Source organism: Neobacillus oceani (genome assembly GCF_046237595.1).
Taxonomy (GTDB): domain Bacteria; phylum Bacillota; class Bacilli; order Bacillales; family Cytobacillaceae; genus Bacillus_D; species Bacillus_D oceani.
On record NZ_CP143543.1, the window covers coordinates 1,246,691 to 1,266,960 of the forward strand.

At 37.7% G+C, this 20,270-nt stretch carries 20 protein-coding genes; 15 read left to right on the top strand and 5 right to left on the bottom strand.

Annotation, left to right across the window (positions count from 1 at the left end):
- Positions 1 to 443: 443 nt before the first annotated feature.
- The 6 genes from V1499_RS06325 to V1499_RS06350 all read left to right on the top strand — a co-directional run bounded on the left by V1499_RS06325 (position 444) and on the right by V1499_RS06350 (position 4,565).
- A complete protein-coding gene (locus tag V1499_RS06325) occupies positions 444 to 980 on the top strand; it encodes a sigma-70 family RNA polymerase sigma factor (RefSeq protein WP_409274699.1) in 537 nt (178 codons plus the stop codon).
- Position 981: 1 nt separating this feature from the next.
- Positions 982 to 1,962, top strand: coding sequence for a DUF4179 domain-containing protein (locus V1499_RS06330; protein WP_409274701.1), 981 nt, complete (start codon positions 982 to 984; stop codon positions 1,960 to 1,962).
- Positions 1,963 to 2,128: 166 nt separating this feature from the next.
- On the top strand, positions 2,129 to 2,575 hold the full coding sequence (locus V1499_RS06335) for a hypothetical protein (protein WP_409274703.1): 447 nt from the start codon (positions 2,129 to 2,131) through the stop codon (positions 2,573 to 2,575).
- Between the two features lie 172 nt (positions 2,576 to 2,747).
- The gene (locus V1499_RS06340) at positions 2,748 to 3,206 is read left to right on the top strand and encodes a hypothetical protein (RefSeq protein ID WP_409274705.1); all 459 of its coding nucleotides are present in this window, start codon (positions 2,748 to 2,750) and stop codon (positions 3,204 to 3,206) included.
- A gap of 543 nt (positions 3,207 to 3,749) precedes the next feature.
- Positions 3,750 to 4,178, top strand: coding sequence for a hypothetical protein (locus V1499_RS06345; RefSeq protein WP_409274706.1), 429 nt, complete (start codon positions 3,750 to 3,752; stop codon positions 4,176 to 4,178).
- Positions 4,179 to 4,415: 237 nt separating this feature from the next.
- Entirely contained in the window at positions 4,416 to 4,565 is a 150-nt protein-coding gene (locus V1499_RS06350; RefSeq protein ID WP_409274708.1) for a hypothetical protein, read from the top strand.
- A 449-nt stretch (positions 4,566 to 5,014) separates the two neighbouring features.
- On the opposite strand, the gene pepF is transcribed toward V1499_RS06350, so the two are convergent.
- On the bottom strand, positions 5,015 to 6,832 hold the full coding sequence (pepF, locus tag V1499_RS06355) for an oligoendopeptidase F (protein WP_409274710.1): 1,818 nt from the start codon (positions 6,830 to 6,832) through the stop codon (positions 5,015 to 5,017).
- 573 nt (positions 6,833 to 7,405) lie between these two features.
- Positions 7,406 to 8,692: an NCS2 family permease gene (locus tag V1499_RS06360; RefSeq protein WP_409274712.1), complete on the bottom strand. Its 1,287-nt coding sequence runs from the start codon at positions 8,690 to 8,692 to the stop codon at positions 7,406 to 7,408.
- Between the two features lie 124 nt (positions 8,693 to 8,816).
- On the opposite strand from V1499_RS06360, the gene V1499_RS06365 reads away from it, so the two are divergent.
- The 5 genes from V1499_RS06365 (at position 8,817) to V1499_RS06385 (ending at position 12,418) form a co-directional block, all read left to right on the top strand.
- A complete protein-coding gene (locus V1499_RS06365; protein WP_409274714.1) occupies positions 8,817 to 9,689 on the top strand; it encodes a LysR family transcriptional regulator in 873 nt (290 codons plus the stop codon).
- Between the two features lie 173 nt (positions 9,690 to 9,862).
- Entirely contained in the window at positions 9,863 to 10,087 is a 225-nt protein-coding gene (locus V1499_RS06370; RefSeq protein WP_409274716.1) for a hypothetical protein, read from the top strand.
- A 123-nt stretch (positions 10,088 to 10,210) separates the two neighbouring features.
- Positions 10,211 to 10,666: an ASCH domain-containing protein gene (locus V1499_RS06375; protein ID WP_409274717.1), complete on the top strand. Its 456-nt coding sequence runs from the start codon at positions 10,211 to 10,213 to the stop codon at positions 10,664 to 10,666.
- A gap of 319 nt (positions 10,667 to 10,985) precedes the next feature.
- Positions 10,986 to 11,231, top strand: coding sequence for a hypothetical protein (locus tag V1499_RS06380; protein WP_409274719.1), 246 nt, complete (start codon positions 10,986 to 10,988; stop codon positions 11,229 to 11,231).
- Positions 11,232 to 11,419: 188 nt separating this feature from the next.
- On the top strand, positions 11,420 to 12,418 hold the full coding sequence (locus tag V1499_RS06385) for a hypothetical protein (protein ID WP_409274721.1): 999 nt from the start codon (positions 11,420 to 11,422) through the stop codon (positions 12,416 to 12,418).
- A gap of 89 nt (positions 12,419 to 12,507) precedes the next feature.
- On the opposite strand, the gene V1499_RS06390 is transcribed toward V1499_RS06385, so the two are convergent.
- From V1499_RS06390 to V1499_RS06400, 3 genes are all read right to left on the bottom strand, one after another.
- Positions 12,508 to 12,882 (bottom strand): VOC family protein, encoded by a 375-nt coding sequence (locus V1499_RS06390; protein ID WP_409274723.1) that lies wholly within the window; start codon positions 12,880 to 12,882, stop codon positions 12,508 to 12,510.
- A 771-nt stretch (positions 12,883 to 13,653) separates the two neighbouring features.
- The gene (locus tag V1499_RS06395) at positions 13,654 to 14,352 is read right to left on the bottom strand and encodes an SRPBCC domain-containing protein (RefSeq protein WP_409274725.1); all 699 of its coding nucleotides are present in this window, start codon (positions 14,350 to 14,352) and stop codon (positions 13,654 to 13,656) included.
- Entirely contained in the window at positions 14,339 to 14,665 is a 327-nt protein-coding gene (locus V1499_RS06400) for an ArsR/SmtB family transcription factor (protein WP_409274727.1), read from the bottom strand. The genes V1499_RS06395 and V1499_RS06400 overlap by 14 nt, the downstream gene beginning before the upstream one ends.
- Before the next feature lie 257 nt (positions 14,666 to 14,922).
- Here V1499_RS06400 and V1499_RS06405 point away from each other — a divergent pair, with 257 nt between their 5' ends.
- The 4 genes from V1499_RS06405 (at position 14,923) to gyrB (ending at position 20,080) form a co-directional block, all read left to right on the top strand.
- Entirely contained in the window at positions 14,923 to 16,212 is a 1,290-nt protein-coding gene (locus V1499_RS06405; RefSeq protein WP_409274728.1) for a phytoene desaturase family protein, read from the top strand.
- Positions 16,209 to 17,075, top strand: coding sequence for an RNA polymerase sigma-70 factor (locus tag V1499_RS06410; protein WP_409274730.1), 867 nt, complete (start codon positions 16,209 to 16,211; stop codon positions 17,073 to 17,075). The genes V1499_RS06405 and V1499_RS06410 overlap by 4 nt, the downstream gene beginning before the upstream one ends.
- A 369-nt stretch (positions 17,076 to 17,444) precedes the next feature.
- A complete protein-coding gene (locus tag V1499_RS06415; RefSeq protein ID WP_409274731.1) occupies positions 17,445 to 17,939 on the top strand; it encodes a S4 domain-containing protein in 495 nt (164 codons plus the stop codon).
- A 218-nt stretch (positions 17,940 to 18,157) separates the two neighbouring features.
- Positions 18,158 to 20,080, top strand: coding sequence for a DNA topoisomerase (ATP-hydrolyzing) subunit B (gene gyrB / locus V1499_RS06420; protein ID WP_409274733.1), 1,923 nt, complete (start codon positions 18,158 to 18,160; stop codon positions 20,078 to 20,080).
- Positions 20,081 to 20,270 lie beyond the last annotated feature (190 nt).

A 20,270-nucleotide genomic window follows, 5' to 3' on the forward strand; every position in this document is an offset into this window, starting at 1 on the left:
GATTATCATAAATAAATTACCATATTTCATTAACGGGGTCTTTAACGGAATAAGAACGGGAACGTCCAAATCAGACGTTCCCATATTTTTTGCCTGAATACCATAGTCTTTGATTGTATACGGGAAAAGCACTTAATCCGTTTGTCTACTGCATATGTTTCTCACGCCGTTGATAATAACAACCTAAAACGGGGCAACACTCCTGTAATGAATCAAAGTTTGTGAATAAATCTACTTAAACATACTGGTGCGTTGATCCAGGAAGGATTAACCGCCCTTTTGTTGAATTCCTTATTAAGGAAACGGAGCAGTTTAGTTGAAGAAGGGTACGTTTTATTTTTACCGATAGAAATTTCTATCGGTTTTTTTATTGATAACTGATAGGATTTATTAAAAACAAACGAATTAAAAGGTGAGGTTTCAAAAGAGAGGGAGGGTTGATATTGATTGTAAGTGAGGAAAACGTTGTCCAACAGATTAAACTTAAAAATGAAGAGGCCATAGCTTTTCTATTGCGGAACTATGGAGGTCTACTTAATTCAATTATTAGGAAGTACTTGGGTAGTCAACAAGATATCGAAGAATGTTTTGCGGATGTAATTACTTCTATTTGGTATCATATTCATTCGTTTGATCCTAATAAAAATGAGTTTAAGCAATGGATTGCTGCCATTGCTAAATACAAGGCAATTGATTCAGTAAGGAAATCGGCAAAAGAAATGCAATTGGTTAAAAGTATTGAAATAAAAAAAAGAAACGCAACTCATTCACACTCAATAATTGAAAATTTTTCAGCTGAGGACTTGTTACTTGAACTTTCTGATGTAGAACGGATTATTTTTGAGAAATATTACATTGAAGGTGTTCCATCTAGTGAAATTGCTACTCAATTTAATTTAAAAGAGTCGTGGGTTCATAACAAACTCTCTCGTGGGCGAAAAAGATTAAAAAGTATTTTAAAAAAAAGTGAGGTGTTCTAATTTGTCGGTCTTTAAAGATTTAAACAATGTGAAAATGGATTTAAGTGAATTTGAGGAAATACCTCTAAGCCAAATGGAACAAAAAAGGATCTTGAAAAAGATTAGAAAAAAGTCCTCTTTGAAAAATCAAAAGAAAAAATGGATACAAGTAAGTATTGCAGCCATGGCTATTTTTGTTCTAAGCTTTTCGCTCTTGGCTGAAAAAGGGACAATTGCCAGTATGCCTTTTGTTGGAGGAATTATTGAAAAATATATTTATCCTGACAACGAGAATCTGGATTTTTCCTCTTTTAAAACTGCAATTGGAGAAACGGCGGAAAACCACCTTGGTAAATTAACGTTGAACGAAGTTATGATGGACACTCGACAAGTAGTTTTAAGTGCAACATTTGAGCCCGCAGAAGGTGTTGAATTTGATTACCAAACAACCATTCAACCAAAGGTGAAAATCAATGGGCAAGACTACTCGGTTACAACTGGCAGTCAATCGATTGAATTGAATTCTTCCATGTTTACAATCTATAACGATATTGACCTAAGCCAGTCGATTGAAACAGAAATGGTTCAATTGGAAATCACTTATGATACTTGGGAACACGATACCGCTATTGCACAACCTTGGACATTTAAAGTGGACGTATCCCAAGCCGAATTATTAAAAGAAAGAAAAATATATGAATTAAATCAAACAGTGAAATTATCTACGGGAGATAAGGTCACAGTTCAAAAAGTAGTAACAACCCCAATATCAACAACGATCTATTATGATTTATCACAGAGTAAAAGTGAAGATATACATTTTGTAATCCAATCTGATGAAGAACGGAGCATCCATTCTACTTCTTATAATTCAAATGAAGCAGGAGATGTTTCATATGCACGATTTAATGGGGTTACACTACAAGAAGCAAAAGAATATTTCTTAGTAGCTTTTGATATCGATAAAAATCAGTTAATCAATACACCAATTCCAATCAAATAAGTTAAAGCGGACGTTGATCCCTAAAGGGGGATTAACGTCCTTTTTGTTGAATACTTTAGCTTAAGGTGCAGGTTAGCACAAGAAGGATGGTTAATTCGTGCCGCCGCAATTTTACATTAATGAACGAAAGCAAATTAAAGGGTTTTAACAGGAAGAAGGTAGGATAATGCTACAAAAGATTAAAATAGAAAAATGGTTATTAGCAGCTGATATTCATAAGAAACGAGAATTTTACAACACAGATACCACGGTCTGTAACTGTTTGTACTGTAAAAATTATGTTGAAGCCTGTAAGCATTTAAAGACTTCTGTATCCGATATATTCAACAAACTAGGAATAAATCCAGCAATACCCGCACATCTTTCAGAATTCCCTTCAGAGGAAGATAACACACGGTTATATTTAGGGGAGTATTATCTTGTTGGAAGAGTGTTAGAAGGAGAATTATGTACATTCAATAACTTTAATGACAACAATATTGAGATAGAGAATTTCAAAATTGGATTTTCAAGGGATTTAGATTTTGTACCGCGAGGATTCCCAACCCCAGCCCTAAAGTTAGGCTTTGAGGCTAATATTCCTTGGGTTCTTAATGAAAACCCCGAAGATTGAGTAAGAGTCTTGTTGAACAAACGGGGCAGTTTAGTTCAATAAGAAAAGATAGACATTTGAAACTTTGTATATTGAAATTATTGAAAATTAAAACTTTAATTCATTTCGAACGTATTAAGGAAAAGGTGAAGTTAGTTAAATACGACAGGGCATTGAAAGAAGGAGGATGAACTTGAAAAGTATTAAACGAATATATATTGGTTTCCCATTAATTTTAATTTTTTTATTGATAGGATGTTCTAAAGGAATTTTCCTTGAGGATGAAATCGTAAAAATTCTTGAAAGCAGTGAAGGTAAAGAGTATGAAAGAGTGATCGACTATGACATTAAAGATGACTATATAGTTGTCATCTATAAGAGTAAAAAAAATGAGCAGTTAAATATCGGATTTATCAAGGTGAACGATGGTAATTGGGAGATAGGTATAGGAGGCCCAGAATTAAATGGTGGTGATAGTTTTATTTCTGACCCATTGAATGTGAATGTTATGGTCCCAAATGAGTCTGGCATAAAGCACGTAAAAGTTTTTGGTGAATATGCAAGACAAGTAAAGTACTCTAATGAAATTAATTATTGGATTTCATATACGAATAAATCACCAATCAGCTTAGATGTTGAATACATCCAATAACATACATCTTCTTAAACTAACGGGTGCTTTGTTCCAGGAAGGATTAACCGCCTTTTTTATTGAATTCCTTATTGTATAAACGGGGCAGTTTAGCGGAAGAAGAAGGACATAAATGATAGGACGTGTAATATATTTAAGGACGGGAATTTTGATATTTTAGGAAGGTGAGATTATATGTCAAAATATATTAGAATGTTCTTCTTAACTATAATTGGAAGTGTATTTCTCTTTTTCATATTTAGTTCTGTATTTAAGGGTGGGGGCGATCCAGCAGAGGAAGCCGTTTACACAATAGGAACAGTAATTATTTTTCTACTATCGTTTTTAATTTCACAAATTTATTATGTAATAAATTTGATTAAGAAGAAAGCGTGATGGTTTTTTTTGTCAAACGGATGCGTTGATTCAGGAAGGATTAACGCATTTTTTTAAGAAGTCTTTATTCAACATACGGGGCAGGATAGTTTAAGAAAAGTTCACTTTCATAAGAAGGTATAATCCTTATGAAATGGTAAAATTAAGGAAAAATTACTGGGAGACAATATGGATAAAAAACTGGTATCACCAGGTATGCTAAAACCGCTATTTTTCCTATCTTTAATTATGTTTCTTCTTGCAGGTTGCAGTGACGAAAACCCTTATGAAGTTGTTAAATCCGAAAGTAAAATTACAGAACTGAATGACCAATTACAATTAGAATGGCAATACGATATTAGCAATAATAGTGATGAAGATTATTACATTACATTGATTTTTCCATCCTACATTCAAACAGCTCTTGTTACCAAAGTTGAAATAATAATATTACCTGCAAATTCCTCTACTTCCGGTGTAGCTGTTGTAAGTGCTAAAAAGTCAGGAGCCGAAATGACGGAAGAAACTATTAAGTCAATAAAGAATGGCAAAATTCCGTTTGTAGAACAAATTTTAATTGGAAGAAAAATAAGTTTAATCCCTGAATCTTATAAATGAAAAAGGAGGGTTTAATACACATTTTATCGACCTCTTATTGTGCTTACGGGGCAGGGAGTTGAATAAGGTGATATTTGGATCAAGAAAGATATTAGTATAAAAGTTAATAACAGGGTTTACCGTTATATGCAGGTTAGCATTACACTAATAAAGTAATGAGGTTTACTTAAGTATAATAAGGTATATTATATTTGTTAAATAGATTCTCTTTAGGGACAAGAAAAGTAGGTGAACAAAGTGGGAAAATATCAACTGGATACCAAAGGTAAGTTAGCTGTGACAAAGTTTCATGAAAAACAGAAGCCTGCTAAATTTGATAAAAAGCAGCAACTTGAAAAAATGCGTGCGGAGTATTTGAAAAAGAAGCAAAAACAAACAGATAAATAATATGAATGAAAACATAGGAAGACAAATATCTCCCTATGTTTTTCTTATTCGAAGTTCGTTTTTCAATTTTATGATGGAGTTTATTATTCCCATAACTTTCAGATTGAAAAAAACTCGTGATCCCATTCCTTATTAAAAATTTGAGTAGCTGACTCAATAGACCAGCCGTTATTTAGGATACACCATAAATCTCCAGCATTATTTTAGAGGAATCATATTTAGTAACTAATCCGTTTTTAGCTTTAAGCGTTATTCAATTATGTCTGAGCGGATACGTGTTTTTTGGTTATAGAAAAGGGCTCTAATTGTGACCAAAAAATAAAATCGGAAGGTTTTTCACAAACGGGCGCCGATTGTTTAATAAGCGTCCCTGTTCTTATTAAACAAACGGGGCGATTAAAAAGAGGCCAGGCACCCTGCTATTGGAGATGGCGCCTGGCCCCTAATCATTAGCTTAGGATTTGTTCGATTTCGTTTAGTGCTTGTTCGAAGGCTTTGCAGGCATTGTCGACTGGTTCCGGACTGGTCATGTCGACGCCGGCTTTTTTGAGTACCTCAATTGGGTAGTCGGAGCTACCGGCTTTCAGAAAGTCGGTGTAGCGGTTGACTGCCGGCTGTCCTTCTTCAAGGATTTGCCTGCTTAATGCGGTTGCTGCGCTGTAGCCTGTCGCATATTGGTAAACATAGTAGTTGTGATAGAAATGCGGAATTCTTGACCACTCGAGGCCGATTTCTTCATCAATGGTAATATCCTGGCCGCCGAAGTATTTTTTGTTCAGCTCGTAATAATCCTTGGTCAAAGAATCTGCCGTAAGTGTTTCGTTGTTCTGGGACTTCTTGTGGATTTGGTGCTCGAACTCCGCGAACATCGTCTGGCGGAATACAGTCGCCCTGAATCCTTCAAGGAAGTGATTGAGCAAGTACAGACGCTTTTGCTCGTCATCAATTGTTTTTAGCAGGTAATCATTCAAAAGCGCTTCATTGCAGGTTGATGCGACTTCGGCAACGAAAACGCTGAAATTGGCATACGGATATGGCTGGGTTTTATTTGTATAATATCTATGGACCGAGTGTCCGAATTCATGGGCAAGCGTAAACAGGTTGTGCACATTGTTTTGCCAGTTCATCAGAATATACGGATTCGTACGGTAAGCACCCGAAGAATACGCCCCGCTCCGCTTCCCTCTGTTTTCGTGGACGTCGACCCATCGGTTATCAAAGCCCTCTTTCAGGATGTTCTGATACTCCTCGCCAAGCGGTGCAAGGCCCTTCAACACGAGGTCGCGGGCTTCATCGTACGAAATCTCCATCTTGACATCCTTCACAAGCGGAGTATACAAATCATACATATGAAGCTCGTTGACGCCAAGCACTTTTTTGCGAAGCTTTACATAACGGTGCAGCAAATGCAAATTGTTATTGATTGAATGAACAAGATTGTCATAGACGGTTTCCGGGATATTGTTCGCGGCCAGCGAGGCTTGACGGGCAGAATCATAGTTGCGGACACGGGCATTGAAGTTGTCCTTCTTCACCTGGCCGCTAAGTGTGCTCGCAAATGTGTTCCTGAACTTTCCGTACGTATCAAAAACTGCCTTGAACGCGTCATGGCGCACCCTTGCATCCGCGCTCTCAAGGAATCTAGAGTAGCGGCCATGGGTCACTTCGACCTCTTCCCCGTTTTCATCCTTAATTTGTGGGAACTCCAGGTCCGCGTTATTCAGCATACCGAACGTGTTTGATGACGCAGCCATCACTTCACCGGCTTCAGCCAGGAGCGCCTCCTTTTCAGCGGATAAAATATGCGGGCGTTGGAGGTTGATTTCTTCTAGGGCATGCTCGTACAGCTTAAGCTCAGGTTTTTCCTCCAAAAATCCTTTGATTTTTTGCTCATCAATTGAAAGAATTTCCGGCACGATAAAAGCAAGCTGGCTTGCCGCCTGGGAATAAAATGCCTTCAATCTGCCATCCATTCCTTGATAAAAGGAATTTCCGGTATCCTGGTCGTACCTCAGGTGGGAATATGTATACAAACTGCCAATCCGATCAAGGAGCTGGTCGTGTTCCTGCAAAGCGGTGTAAAGGCTATCTGCGCTTTCACCGAGTTTTCCGCAATGGGCGCTTACTCCTGGAATAAGCACTTTCACTTCCTGGAATTCCTTCTCCCAGTCATCATCAGACGCAAAGAGATCTTCAAGGCGCCACGTTTCCTCAACCGGAACCTCGCTCCTTGCAGGTAATTTTTTTACTGCAGTTTCATTCGTCATATTGATCCTCCTTTCTAGCTATCGTTTTACGAAGCAATACCATTAATAGTATTCTTCTTTCTTTTTGAAAATTCCTTCATTTTTGTAAAAACCATTTCAATTATCGTTCCCTTTTTTGTGCCAAAATCACTCTCTTCCGGGAAAGTACATTCCGTTAAACTGTCATTTAGGAAAATCTTTATAAAATGCTTCGGCTCCAGTCATCTGTTCTGCCACAGTTTCAGGAAGATACAGTTTCTTTTTAACAGCAAATGTTCCATATTCCATTGGAGAAAGAATTCTGCATCCCGCAAGCAATTAGAGGTATTCAGACGCGGCACTATGCAGGGATAGGTCTGCATTCTTTCACTAAATATTTTTCTAAAGGGGACGAAACTAATGAATGAATAAAACACAGTAAATGACCTATCTTTATTAAACAAACGGGTGCTTTAGTTAAACAACATTAAATTAATATCTGGATAGCTTTGTTCATAGAGCTGGGCTATTTTATTTTCCAAAAAACAAAAAGCACCGCAAAATACGGTGCTAATCAATGGCATTTAACCTTTTATTTTTTCTTTTCTTATCCACTTAAAAAACATACTGTATAACAAAATTACTAATAAACAGAATCGCAATCATATACAGGACAGGGTGGATTTCCTTTCCTTTCCCCATTAAGAACTTAAACAGTGGATAGAGAATAAAGCCAATGGCCATTCCATCCGCAATGCTATACGTTAATGGAATCAATACAATAATTAGCAGTGCAGGAATACTCTCTGTTAAGTCATCCATTGAAATTTGGGCAATGTTTTGCAACATAAGAAGCCCTATTAATATAAGAATTGGCGATACCGCACTTGCTGGAACCATTTTAATCACTGGTATAAACAGGATAGAAATAAGGAACATAAATCCAGTGACAATGCTTGTTAACCCTGTCCTTCCGCCAGCTGTAATTCCTGCTGCCGCTTCAACAGACGCTACTGTAGGGCTCGTACCGCAGATTCCGGAAGATAAAACTGAAACAGCAGTTGCTTGCAGAGATTTTTTGCTGCTTTCAGGCCGGTTTAGCATTTTGCTATGTCCATGTATTAAGCCAATATTTTCAAACACAATGACCATTGCAAAAGAGATAGACGTTAGCCAAAACACGATATTCCCTGCTTGTGCCCAAGATAGTTGGCCAAACACGCCGAAGTATTCATTAAAGGATGGTAATGAAAGGGAAACACCCTTAATGGGAGATCCTCCAAGCCAAATGGTTAAAAACGATGTGATAGCTATACTTATTAACAGGTTACCTGGTACATTTTTTACAAATAATAAAATCGTAATAATCAAACCAGCAAATGTTATGAGGACTGTGGGGCTGCTTAAATCTCCAATTGCTAGCAGCGTGTGGTCAGATTTCGTAATAATACCCGCATTTTCAAAACCGATTAAAATCAATAGGATCCCTATTCCAATGGTTATGGCTTCTTTTAAGGAATTAGGAATAGAGGCAGTAATGATCTTCGCCGTTGGTGTAAAGGCAATCACAACAAAAATCAGACCGGAAACAAACACGATCGCCAACGCTTCCTGCCAAGTAAATCCTCCAGACTGAACAATTGTAAAAGTAAACATCGCATTGATCCCCATCCCTGGAATGAGGAGAAGAGGGGTATTACTCCATAAGCCGACGATTAAACAACCAAAAAAACTGGTTAATATGGTGGCGATAATTCCTGCCTCCATCGGAATTCCTGCTTGCGCCAGTATCATCGCATTCACAATAATAATGTAGGCTACAGTTATATATGAAATAAGACCCGCGGAAATTTCTTTTCCAATTGATGTACCATATTGATTAAATTTAAAAAAACGCTCCAAATGAATCACCTTCCTGCTTTAACTTTCAAATGAACATGAAGGTTATCATAGCATGGACCTAACTATTTTAAAAATATATAATTCGAATAGAAACTAAACATTTTTTAAATAGAAGGAGAAGTATATGGACATTAAACAATTGCGGTATTTCATTGCAATTGCTGAGGAAAAGAATTTAACAGCTGCCGCCGCACGGCTCCACATGACCCAGCCGCCACTAAGCATTCAGCTGAAACAATTGGAGGATGAGCTAGGTGTTAAATTGTTCGAACGAAGTGGCAAAAGTATGGAATTAACCGATAAAGGCACTGTACTTTATACAAGGGCCCTGAATGTTGTGAACAGCCTGGAAGAAATAAAACATGAAATACAGGAAACCGAGGAAGGAAAAATAGGGGTATTAACGATAGGAATCAATACTTTATCTCTTTCAGGACTTTCGGATATCATCCAATCCTTCCACAAAAAGTATCCACTTGTAACGTTAAAAATTGTTCAAAATGATTCTTATTATTTGGCTGAGATGGTAAAAGCGAGGTCAATTGAAATCGCGTTTGTACGCCTGCCACTTGAACATCGCGGTTTTACTTACCAGCATATACAAAATGAGCCCTTTTACTTTGTAACAAATAAGGAAACGACCGCTATTTCATTGGAAGAAATTTCGAAAAATCCTCTTATTATTCCAAGTACCGAGGGTCTGGGCATTTATCATACAATTCTTGAAGCATTTACTAGGCAAAACCTTGAGCTCAATCATATTGCGGAGTGTTCTGATATGAAATTATTAATGGAGTTGGTTAAGGGAGGAATGGGGTCCACGATAATCCCTGAATCTGTGTTGGATGTCTATGGGATCGATAGTCTTTATACAATCCCAATGAGCAGTGAAAATATGACCTCTTCCATAGGGGTTATTTGGCTGGAAAATCATTATGTCTCCACCCACGCTAAAAATTTTATGAATTTAATAAAGGAACACCAAAGGAGTTCATGACAATAAAAATGCCCATTCTTTCACCCTCGGCTCAAGACTTTAAATGGAACGAAATAAGGTAAAACAATTAATGAAATGACATCATTTTTCAAAATTTGATTATCAGTTTTCAGAAAAGTTTGCTATTATTTTACTTAGAAGTACATGTTTTCCACTAAAAAGGAGGGGCGGCCATGACCGGGACTATTGCGGTTATTATGATATTTGGGATTCCAATCATTGGTATTATTACAAGCCATATTCAAAAACAGTCAAAAATAACAGCCAGTATGGTGAAAGACCAATTGGAATTGGAAAAACTCAAACACCAAAACTATCTACTCGAAACGGAAAAAATGAGGCTTGAACTCGAAAAAACGCTGTTGTCAAACCCTAAAGATGAAACAAAATATATATAAGCGAAATGCTACTATTAAAGAACATTAGTCTAATTCCCAGTCAAAATGCGGAGGAATTAGGCATTTTTTTCTTAAAATCAATAAAGCCAAAAAAGTTAATCAAAAATTTAGGGAGAGAAGATAGTGAACGAAGCATCGCAACTATATTGGAATGAATACTGGGAGTCCCGGAGCCAAGAAAAACCGAGGTCAGTAAGTGCGTGGCAATTTGGGGACGATCCGGACTATTTGGCTCATTTAGTAATAGATGGGGTAAAAACAGCGACTTGTTCTGGACTCATTTTTTATGAAATCGAAAATGCGCCACTGCCTTCTGTTGAGGACTATAGTATTATTCTAAACAGCAAAGACGAACCTTTGGCGATCATTAAAACGGTAGATGTGAAAATAATGCCAATGAATGAGGTTCCAGAGGAATTTGCAATTGCTGAAGGCGAAGGAGATAAAACATATCAATACTGGAAAGAAACTCACATAAAATTCTTTACAGAAGAGTTAAGTAATTTAGGACTTCAATTTTCAGAAGATATGTTGGTGGTATGTGAGCGTTTTAAGCTAATCGATGTAAAGGATATTTAAAAACGTTTCGGGAAAATCCCAACGTATGTCGGATAAAAAATAGAAAAGATAACAACTCACAATTTAGCTGTAATATAGGCGCGAAAAATCTCAGAGTATGAAAAGGCTCTGAGATTTTCATTCTTATACTATTTTTATTAGAACTTTTTTGCGAAGGTTCAGAAGTTCTCCAAAGATTTTTTGAATTTTCCGGAGTTACATCTAAAAATTCTTTCTATAAATGAATTTGCTATGATTTCAGAAAATTCATTATAAGTTTTCAGAAAAGTTTGTTATCATTTTATTTATACATATATTTCAATAAAAAGGAGGAGTTGCCATGAGCGGCACAATTGCTGCTATTATGATATTAGTTCCTGTTGTTATGATATTTAGTATCCCAATAACTGCTATAATTACAAGTCATATACGAAAGCAGTCACAAATAACAGCCAGTATAGTGAAAGACCAACTAGAACTGGAAAAGCTCAAACACGAAAACTATCTAATCGAAACCGAGAAAATGAGGCTTGAGCTCGAAAAAACGCTGTTGTCAAATCCTATAGATGAGACAAAATATATTTAAGAGAAATGCTATTATTGAAGATCATTAGTCTAATTCCCAGTAATCATGCGGAGGAATTAGACTTTTTATTTCCAAAATCCTTTCGTTAATTTAAAAAGATCAAGAAAAAAAGCAAACCAAAATTGAAATTTTTTATCTGCTTCATACGTATATTAGGTAAGCAAAATTTATTAAAGGATGTGGGTATAGTGCGTGTCATAAGGAAAATGGGGCTTATGATGATAATTTTATCTTTCATTCTTTCAGGCTGCGAATCCCATGATGAACCGAAGGCAAAAAATGTTAATAAAACTGGTAATAATCTAAACATAAAAATTGAAGAAAAGCCTAGGTTAAGATGCAAGCCATGTATATGGTCTCCTGAAGAATGGGGCGAGCAATCGGATCGGGCTTTTCCCGAGGAAGGGCAATTCTGGGCAACCGATAAACCAAGAAAATTAGAAAGGACTGCATTTGGGGAATTAAAACACAACCTTCTAGATATTAATGTATCGATAAAACAGTTTAAACTTGATACTGAACTTCCAACCATACCAAAAGAACTCCCTGTTTATATGCAAGGCAGCTACCCATCCCATCATAAAGAACTCCTGAAATCGTTTACCCAATACCACGAATTTCTAGATTATCACCCCTCCTATTCAGGGATATACTTTGGGGGCATAGATCCGCTTACTGAAAAAATGGATCATCCTCAACAAAATGAGATCGAAAAAAAGGCGAAAGAGGTTCTTGGAAAATTAATAATGCCTGATTCAAACCCATCAACAGTTCAACACAAGGACGGGGGCTGGACGGTTACTTTTTATCGAAATATAAATGGGTACAAAGTGTATGTAGACAAACCAATACGGGTCGGTTTTGATAAGGATGGTCGAGTTGTTTCAATCACAGGAAGAAGAAAACCAATTATTGAGGAAAGTTATTATCCAACACGTTCACCAAATGAAGCAACAGAGGAATTAAAAAAGGGAAAATGGCTTCTCCTGGATATCTATGAATTTGTTCCAGACTTCGATGGTCATGTTGATGAATTTGTAATAACAGATATTGAAATAGCCTATCATGAACAACAAGCCTTTACTTCAAGACAAGTAATGCAACCTTATTATGTTTTTAAAAATAAAGAAGGGCAGGCGCTGTATGTACCTGCAATTGCAGATCCTTATACTGTATTTGGCGAATAAAAATTTCCGTTTATGGCAGTATTTTTTTTGCATACAAAAAAGCCAGCCATATGCAAGAAATGAATACCGCATATGTTCGGCTTATAATGCTACCAGTGTACTTGGAGTTTATTGCCATTCAAATCAAAAAAGTGGAAATAGGCATGTCCATTATCCTCTTTTATATCCTCAACCTTAACACCATTTTCAATAAGGTGTGTATGAAATTCAGATAATTTTGGACTTGTAAAACCAATACTAAAGGCTGGGACATTACGAATTGTAAAATGTGCAAATGTATCATCTTCAGTAGGAACTAAGATAAGTAAAAAAGGTCCCTCATTAACTTTTATAATGGCAAATGGATCCTCAGTAATGGTTAATAATTGAAGCCCTAATATATCTCTATACCATTGTGCAGACTGCTCTAAATTTTTTACCGGAATTCTAATATAATGTACTTGTTCAATAAATGATTTACTCATAAACTACCTCTCCTTTATTTAGTATGGTTTATCAAGGAATTCCCTTTTTATATCCCTTTTCCCTTCCGATTTATTGAACTCCCCGTTTGTTGAATAAGGATTTTCTTATTGTTTTTAGGGAGAACTGCATTAGTATCTCTGTGTTACTTTGCCAAAAATACTAGCACATACAGATAATAATGTTATTATCACAGCAAATAGTTTGATTTTGAATATAACAAACGGCTTCCTCCTTTATGGTATTATTAACTAATAGGGGGGTTAAGAATGTCAGGTGATACAGTTTTTGCTTTTCTACCAATTTTAACAATTTTATTTTACGTGGCTCCAATTGTCTTTGTAATTTGGTTTTTAGTAAATTTCCTTAAAATACAGAAGGAAAGGAATACTATCCTTAAATCTATTTCTGACAAGATGGATAACCATTAAAAGTAGACAGGGAAACCTGTCTGTTTTTATTTCACAATTAATACTGTATCCTTCATCTACCTGTCCCTTTAGTTAAAGTATTCTATAAAAAAGGCGTTAATCCTTTTAAAAAGGATCAACGTCCTCTTCTTTATTATTGGTATTTTCTTGAAACGGCAAATGCAACGAGTGGATATAAAATCATAGTGAAACAAAGTGTTATAAATAGCGTTAAATTACCAAAATCATTTGTTCTATTAAATACTAATCGGTCAATAATCCAAATGAGAAACAGGCGCTAATCCTTGGATTAACGCACCCGTTACTTGAAGAAAAAGTTTATCTACGATCTTCGTGGTATGTTTAATAAGGTACAGGATAAGCATCCACAAGGCAGCTTAATTGTAATTTTTCACTTTTTCTTTCTATTGTTAAGGTAACAGTCTGATTAACAGCTTTTTTGTTTAATGCTCTTTCAAATGATTCATACCCAACGATCTCTTCTTGATCGATTTCCTTTATTATGTCTTCAGGTTCAATCCCAGCAGCTGCAGCTACTGAACCTTCCATTACCTTTAATACTCTTGTACCTATAGCCCCCTCGTTAGTTGTGTGTGTAATACCAATCCATACTCTCCACAACTTTGCACGAATATCATCACCAGTTTCATAGACACTCTTCAGATTTTCCAAGAATTGGCCTGTACCAAACAACATATTTTCTTTTATAGCTTGGGACATTTCACTCAAATAGGAAGCTTGATATTCAATACTCACCTTAACACCATTTTCAACTTCTGCTAATGTAGTGATAGTGGTAAAATCACCATCCATACTTTGAATTACAAAGTGTTTCATGGCATCAATTTCCGTGAATACACCTTCCGTCGTTGCTCCCCAACCATGATTCATGTAACCTTTTCCACCTACACAAAAATCTATTTCCGCATGTTTTGTATACCAACGGTTTAAATGCTCTGGCTTAGTCAAAGCATCCCATACTTCCATTAAAGTGGCATTAATAACAATTTCTCTTTTGACGGAATCTTTAGTCTTGTTCATCTTGAATCTCTCCTCTTTCAACATAATTTTTTAGACTTATGAGCTGATTATCGAGTAGTTCTCCGATGTATTGAAGCATATCCTGGTAAGCGATTTGGAGCGAGTTGGGGTTTAGCGAATAGATACGATACTTCCCATTTAATCTCTCTGAAATTATTTTTTCCTCCAATAGAATAGTTAAATGCTTCTTAATTGCTGGTTGAGAGATATCGAATGCTTCAACTATCTCCTTTTGGGTTTTGCTTCCTTGTTTAAGCATGCTTAATATGCGACGGCGGGTAGGATCACCTAAAGCTCGATAGACATCTGGCATTTTCATTCCCTCCTTCCAGACATATAACCAAAAGGTTATATTAAATATAAACCTATTTGATGGCATTTTCAATACTTTTTTTGGAAAATTATAAAAATATTTTTTCACTAACCTGCTCCTTTAGCTAAATAAGAAATGGTTCTAATACAGAAAACCTGTCCCATTCGAATCAGCCAGATATTTCTGATTGCCCTTTTTTTGTCACAAAATCATTCACTCATCCGTTATGTTTGTAAATGATCGAAAGGATGATATCAATGACAAAGTATGAAGTGGCTATTGTAGGCGGGGGAATTGCGGGTTTAACGAGTGCAATCTATGCAGCAAAAGCAGGGAAACGAACCATTGTATTGGAACAGCAAAAGCAATTGGGAGGCCGAGCGATCACGAACAAAAAGCAGGGGGTATATTTTAATTTGGGCGCGCATGCACTGTATAAAGGGGAAGCATATGAAGCATTTCGCGAACTCGGATTACGGCTTGAGGGAAGCACACCTTCTATTGATTCTTACGGGATGTGGAAAGAACAATTATTGCCCTTACCAACGAACACATCCTCCTTCTTTCAATCGCCTCTCCTAAGCGTGAGAGGAAAGCTCGAATTTGGAAAATGGTTCATTAAATTAGTAAAAATGGACACAAGTGTTTGGGATAAGATCAGTATCCGTGATTGGATTGAAACTCAATTACATGATCCAATGCTGCGCAACGTGTTCTATGCACTGCTCCGAACATCGACTTATGTGCTTGCTCCTGAATTACATGCTGCCGGCCCTGCCTTAAAGCAGCTGCAGCGTGCACTAAAAGGAGTCTTGTATCTCGATAAAGGATGGGGGACAATTGTAGAAGAACTGCGTCAGCTTGCTGTCCAACAAGGAGTGGAGATCGTCACCGGTTGTAAAGTGGCTGCAGTCGAACATCGAGATCAAAAAGTACATTCGATTTTATGTGAGGATGGCACTAGAATAGAAGCATCGCATGTTATACTAACTACACCACCTTCCATTTCTCACAAACTAGTTCCCCATGCGGATCAAACAGCACTCGACAAGTGGAATAAGCAAGCCATTCCTGTTACTGTTGCATGTCTGGATGTTGGATTGCGCCAGCTTCCTATACATGAGCATCAATTTATCTATGGATTGGATCAACCAATATTCCTTACACATCAAACACGTGAGGGAAAACCAAGGCCAGCTATCATGAGTGATGATGGGACAAAACTGGTCTCACTTTTTAAATATCAGGGGCCGCAAACAGATGCAGTGAAGGATGAGGTTGAGTTGGAGCGAGTGTTAGATGTGGCTCAACCCGGCTGGCGGAATGAATTAGTTATCAGACAGTTCCTACCGAAAATGACAGTTGTCCATGATTTTCCTCATATAAAAAGAATCGAGAATCCAGGTCCGTCTGTTCCTGAAATTGAGGGACTATATGTGGCTGGTGACTGGGCGTCGCACGGGGAGCTGGTCGTTGATGCATCCGTAGCTAGCGCGAAACGAGCCGTTTCACAAATATTAAAAACGAGAGAGGAAATCAAAATATGAGTATGGAAGGACTTTATCGAACCTATCAACCTCTGCTTTTTTCCTTAGCCTACCGTATGTTAGGCAGCGTGATGGATTCGGAGGATATTGTCCAGGAAGCGTTTATAACCTTTGATCAGCTCCCCAACCGCGAACAGATTGAGAATAAAAAAGCGTACCTATGTAGGATAGTCACCAATCGCTGTCTGGATTTAATACGATCATCCGCAAAAAAACGCGAGGTATATGTCGGGCCGTGGCTTCCAGAACCACTGCTTGAAATACAGAATTCACCGAACGATCCTTCACAAGTCTTTTTGCAACAGGAATCCATTTCAACCGCATATTTGCTATTATTACAACAACTAAATGCAACGGAAAGAGCCGTCTTTTTACTTCGTGATGTCTTCCAATACTCGTATGATGAAATAGCTGAAATTCTTGGAAAAAGCAATGCAAATTGCCGGCAAATATTTCACCGCGCGAAAAAAAGCATGGAATATGATCCTATGAAACAACCTTCGATTTCAATGGCGGAATCGATAGTAAAAGAGTTTGTCCAGTCTATTTTGAATGGCAACGTAAATCAATTATTGGATCTTATTAGTGAAGATGTAGCAATGTACACAGATGGCGGCGGAAAAGTAAAGGCCGCCCGGATACCTATTTTCGGTGCCGCCAGTGTGATCCAATTGCTTCAAAGTTTATTGAAAATGTATGCAGGGAAGTTCTCTCTCTCATTTACTACAGTCAACGGGCTTCCTGGAGTAATATTAACAACCGATGATCACCTGCAATATGTTTACTCCTTTGCATTTAACGACAATCGAATTCAGACGATTTACACGGTTGCTAATCCCGATAAACTACGGCATTTGCAATAGAAGACCTCATACGAGCACCTAATTCACAGCGTAAGTGAGATTGTAATCGTTTGCATTTAAATGGAAGTATACGGTAAAATGTAAATAACTCTATTTGGATAGAAAGGATGCAGGAGAACACGTATGCCAACATTTACTTTGTAATGAACAATAAATTGGATAGTATCACCCCTCAAAAAAACAATGTTTTTTTCCAAGGGGGTAGTATGCCCATTTTACTCATTACAAAGGAACCAGGCAACCCTGTAGTCACGTTGCGAAAGGAGGTCCTTGTGTAGGATCTCCTTTTTAATTTTAATTTGATAGTGCGCTGCAAGATATCCAAATAGATGCTTGCGTTCCTTTATCTTTTTAAGAGGTGAAGGATAAATGTCAAATATAACACTCCACTGGAGACTTTCTCACATACCAGAACAAGCTGTAAAGAAGCACTGCAAAATGTGTGGCAAACTATCCGTTTTTACAGATACCAATGTGCGAAGGCATAATGCAAACGGAAAAAGCATATACCAATTTGCGATTTACAAATGCGAAAAAAATCATACGTGGAACAAAAAGTTAGCTATATATAAAACGTTCTCAGAGCATGTTTCTGAAATTGAAGAGCAGAAAGAAGAATCTTCAATTATGTCAGCCATTCCGATAATCAGCTTGGCAGAACAAGGAGTAAAGGAGATACACATTGTCCTGGATGATGTAATAGGAAAACATCGAATAGATAAAGTACTTGCAAACCAAATTGGGGATTGGAGCCGCTCAAAAATCGTAGAGAAGATTGAAAAAGGAACGATTCAATTAAATGAACAAGTCATAAAGCCTAGTTCAAGATTGTCAAAGGGAGAACGCATTTCCATAATTATTTGAAGAAAAACATTTATGTACAGAGCTAAACTAAATTGGTGAATAGGGTTAATTCAACCTGATGAGTGTAGATCTCATCAGGTTTTTTCTTAAAAAAATACCCTCCTTAATGTCAAGAAGTTGACAATAAGGAGGTTTTTCTTTACATTTAAATAGTCAACTTTGTTGACAATATGTCTGTCTTTATTGTTAAAGCCGGAGTGGTGAAGGGGATTATTTTTATGGCACAGGTAGGAGTTCAAGAGCAGGCATATGATGCCAGTCAGATACAGGTTTTGGAAGGGCTTGAAGCGGTTCGCAAGCGGCCGGGGATGTACATTGGTTCCACATCAGGCAGAGGCCTTCATCATCTTGTTTGGGAAATTGTGGACAATAGTGTAGATGAAGCACTTGCCGGATATTGCAATGAAATTAACGTTGTAATAGAAGAAGATAATAGTATAACGGTTACAGATAATGGCCGGGGAATCCCGGTTGGAATCCTTGAGAAGGAAGGAAGGCCCGCGGTAGAGGTTATTTTGACTGTGCTCCATGCCGGGGGAAAGTTCGGAGGTGGGGGATATAAAGTATCTGGTGGGCTGCATGGTGTAGGCGCGTCCGTCGTAAATGCATTATCTTCGTTATTGGAGGTATATGTGCACCGGGACGGAAAAATCCATTACCAAAAATTTGTCCGCGGTGTTCCGCAAGGAGAATTAATCGTTGTTGGTGAAACAGACCATACAGGCACTACCATTCATTTTGCTCCTGATGGTGAAATTTTTACAGAAACACTTGAGTATGATTATGAAATTCTATCAACTAGGTTACGTGAGCTGGCTTTCTTGAATAAAGGGGTCATGTTCTCCATTTTAGACAAGAGGGTAGAAGACATCAAGAATGAATACTACTATGAAGGTGGGATAAAATCCTATGTTGAGCATTTAAACGATAAGCAAACTGTCCTTCATGAAGAACCGATTTTCATAGAAGGCCACCATAAAGGAATATCCCTGGAAATCGCGCTTCAATATAACGAAGGCTACAAAGAGACGTTATACTCATTCGCAAATAACATTCATACCCATGAAGGCGGGACGCATGAGGTTGGATTTAAGACAGCCTTAACGCGAACGATTAATGAATACGCTAGGAAATCCGGGGCCATTAAAGAGAATGAAAGCAATTTTTCCGGAGAGGATGTCAGGGAAGGGCTAACTGCAGTTATTTCGGTCAAGCATCCTAATCCGCAATTCGAAGGGCAAACCAAAACGAAGCTTGGCAACTCCGAAGTAAAACCAGCCGCTGAAAACATTCTTTCGGAAAGGCTTGAACTGTTTTTGCTCGAAAATCCTTCAGTAGCAAAAAAGATCGTTGAGAAATGTACTCTTGCTTCAAAAGCGAGGATTGCCGCAAAGCGGGCACGTGAATTGACAAGAAGAAAAAGTGCTTTGGAAATATCAACACTTCCGGGCAAGCTTGCGGACTGCACCTCAAAAGATCCGTCCATTAGTGAACTCTATATCGTAGAAGGAAATTCTGCCGGGGGATCAGCAAAGGGTGGGCGTGACCGCCATTTTCAAGCCGTCTTGCCACTAAGGGGAAAAATTTTGAATGTCGAAAAAGCCGGGATGGACCGAATCTTGCAAAATGCTGAAATAGGAACCCTTATCAAGGCGATTGGCGGAGGAATAGGGGATTCATTTGATATCACGAAGGCGCGGTATCATAAAATTGTCATCATGACCGATGCAGACGTGGACGGTGCCCATATCCGTACCCTTATGCTTACATTTTTCTACCGATTCATGAGGCCGACACTTGAAAACGGCTATATTTATATCGCACAGCCTCCGTTATATAAAATTCAGCAAGGAAAGAAAGTTCAGTACGCCTACAATGACGTTGAACTGGAAAAAACACTGGCAATCCTGCCAAATTCCCCAAAACCCAACCTGCAGCGGTATAAGGGCCTTGGAGAAATGAATCCGGAACAATTATGGGACACCACGATGAACCCGGAGACAAGGACATTGCTCCAGGTAAGTTTGGATGATGCCAAAGAAGCGGATGAGGTTTGTGATTTATTAATGGGTGAAAAGGTTGAGCCCCGACGCCAGTTTATTGAGGAAAATGCCATTTACGTCAGGAATCTGGATGTATAATTTTAATAGTGTACAAGAGAATGTTTTTAATGACACTTTTGAGAACAGCTTGTGAAGATCAATTAATTACGTTCATTTTAAAATTGTAAATAAACTGGCTCTATTGAATTCCGCATTCAATAGGGCCATTTATTTTTTGCTCCTGTTAACCGTTTAAACATTTGTTTACCCTAAAAATAGTCAAATTGGG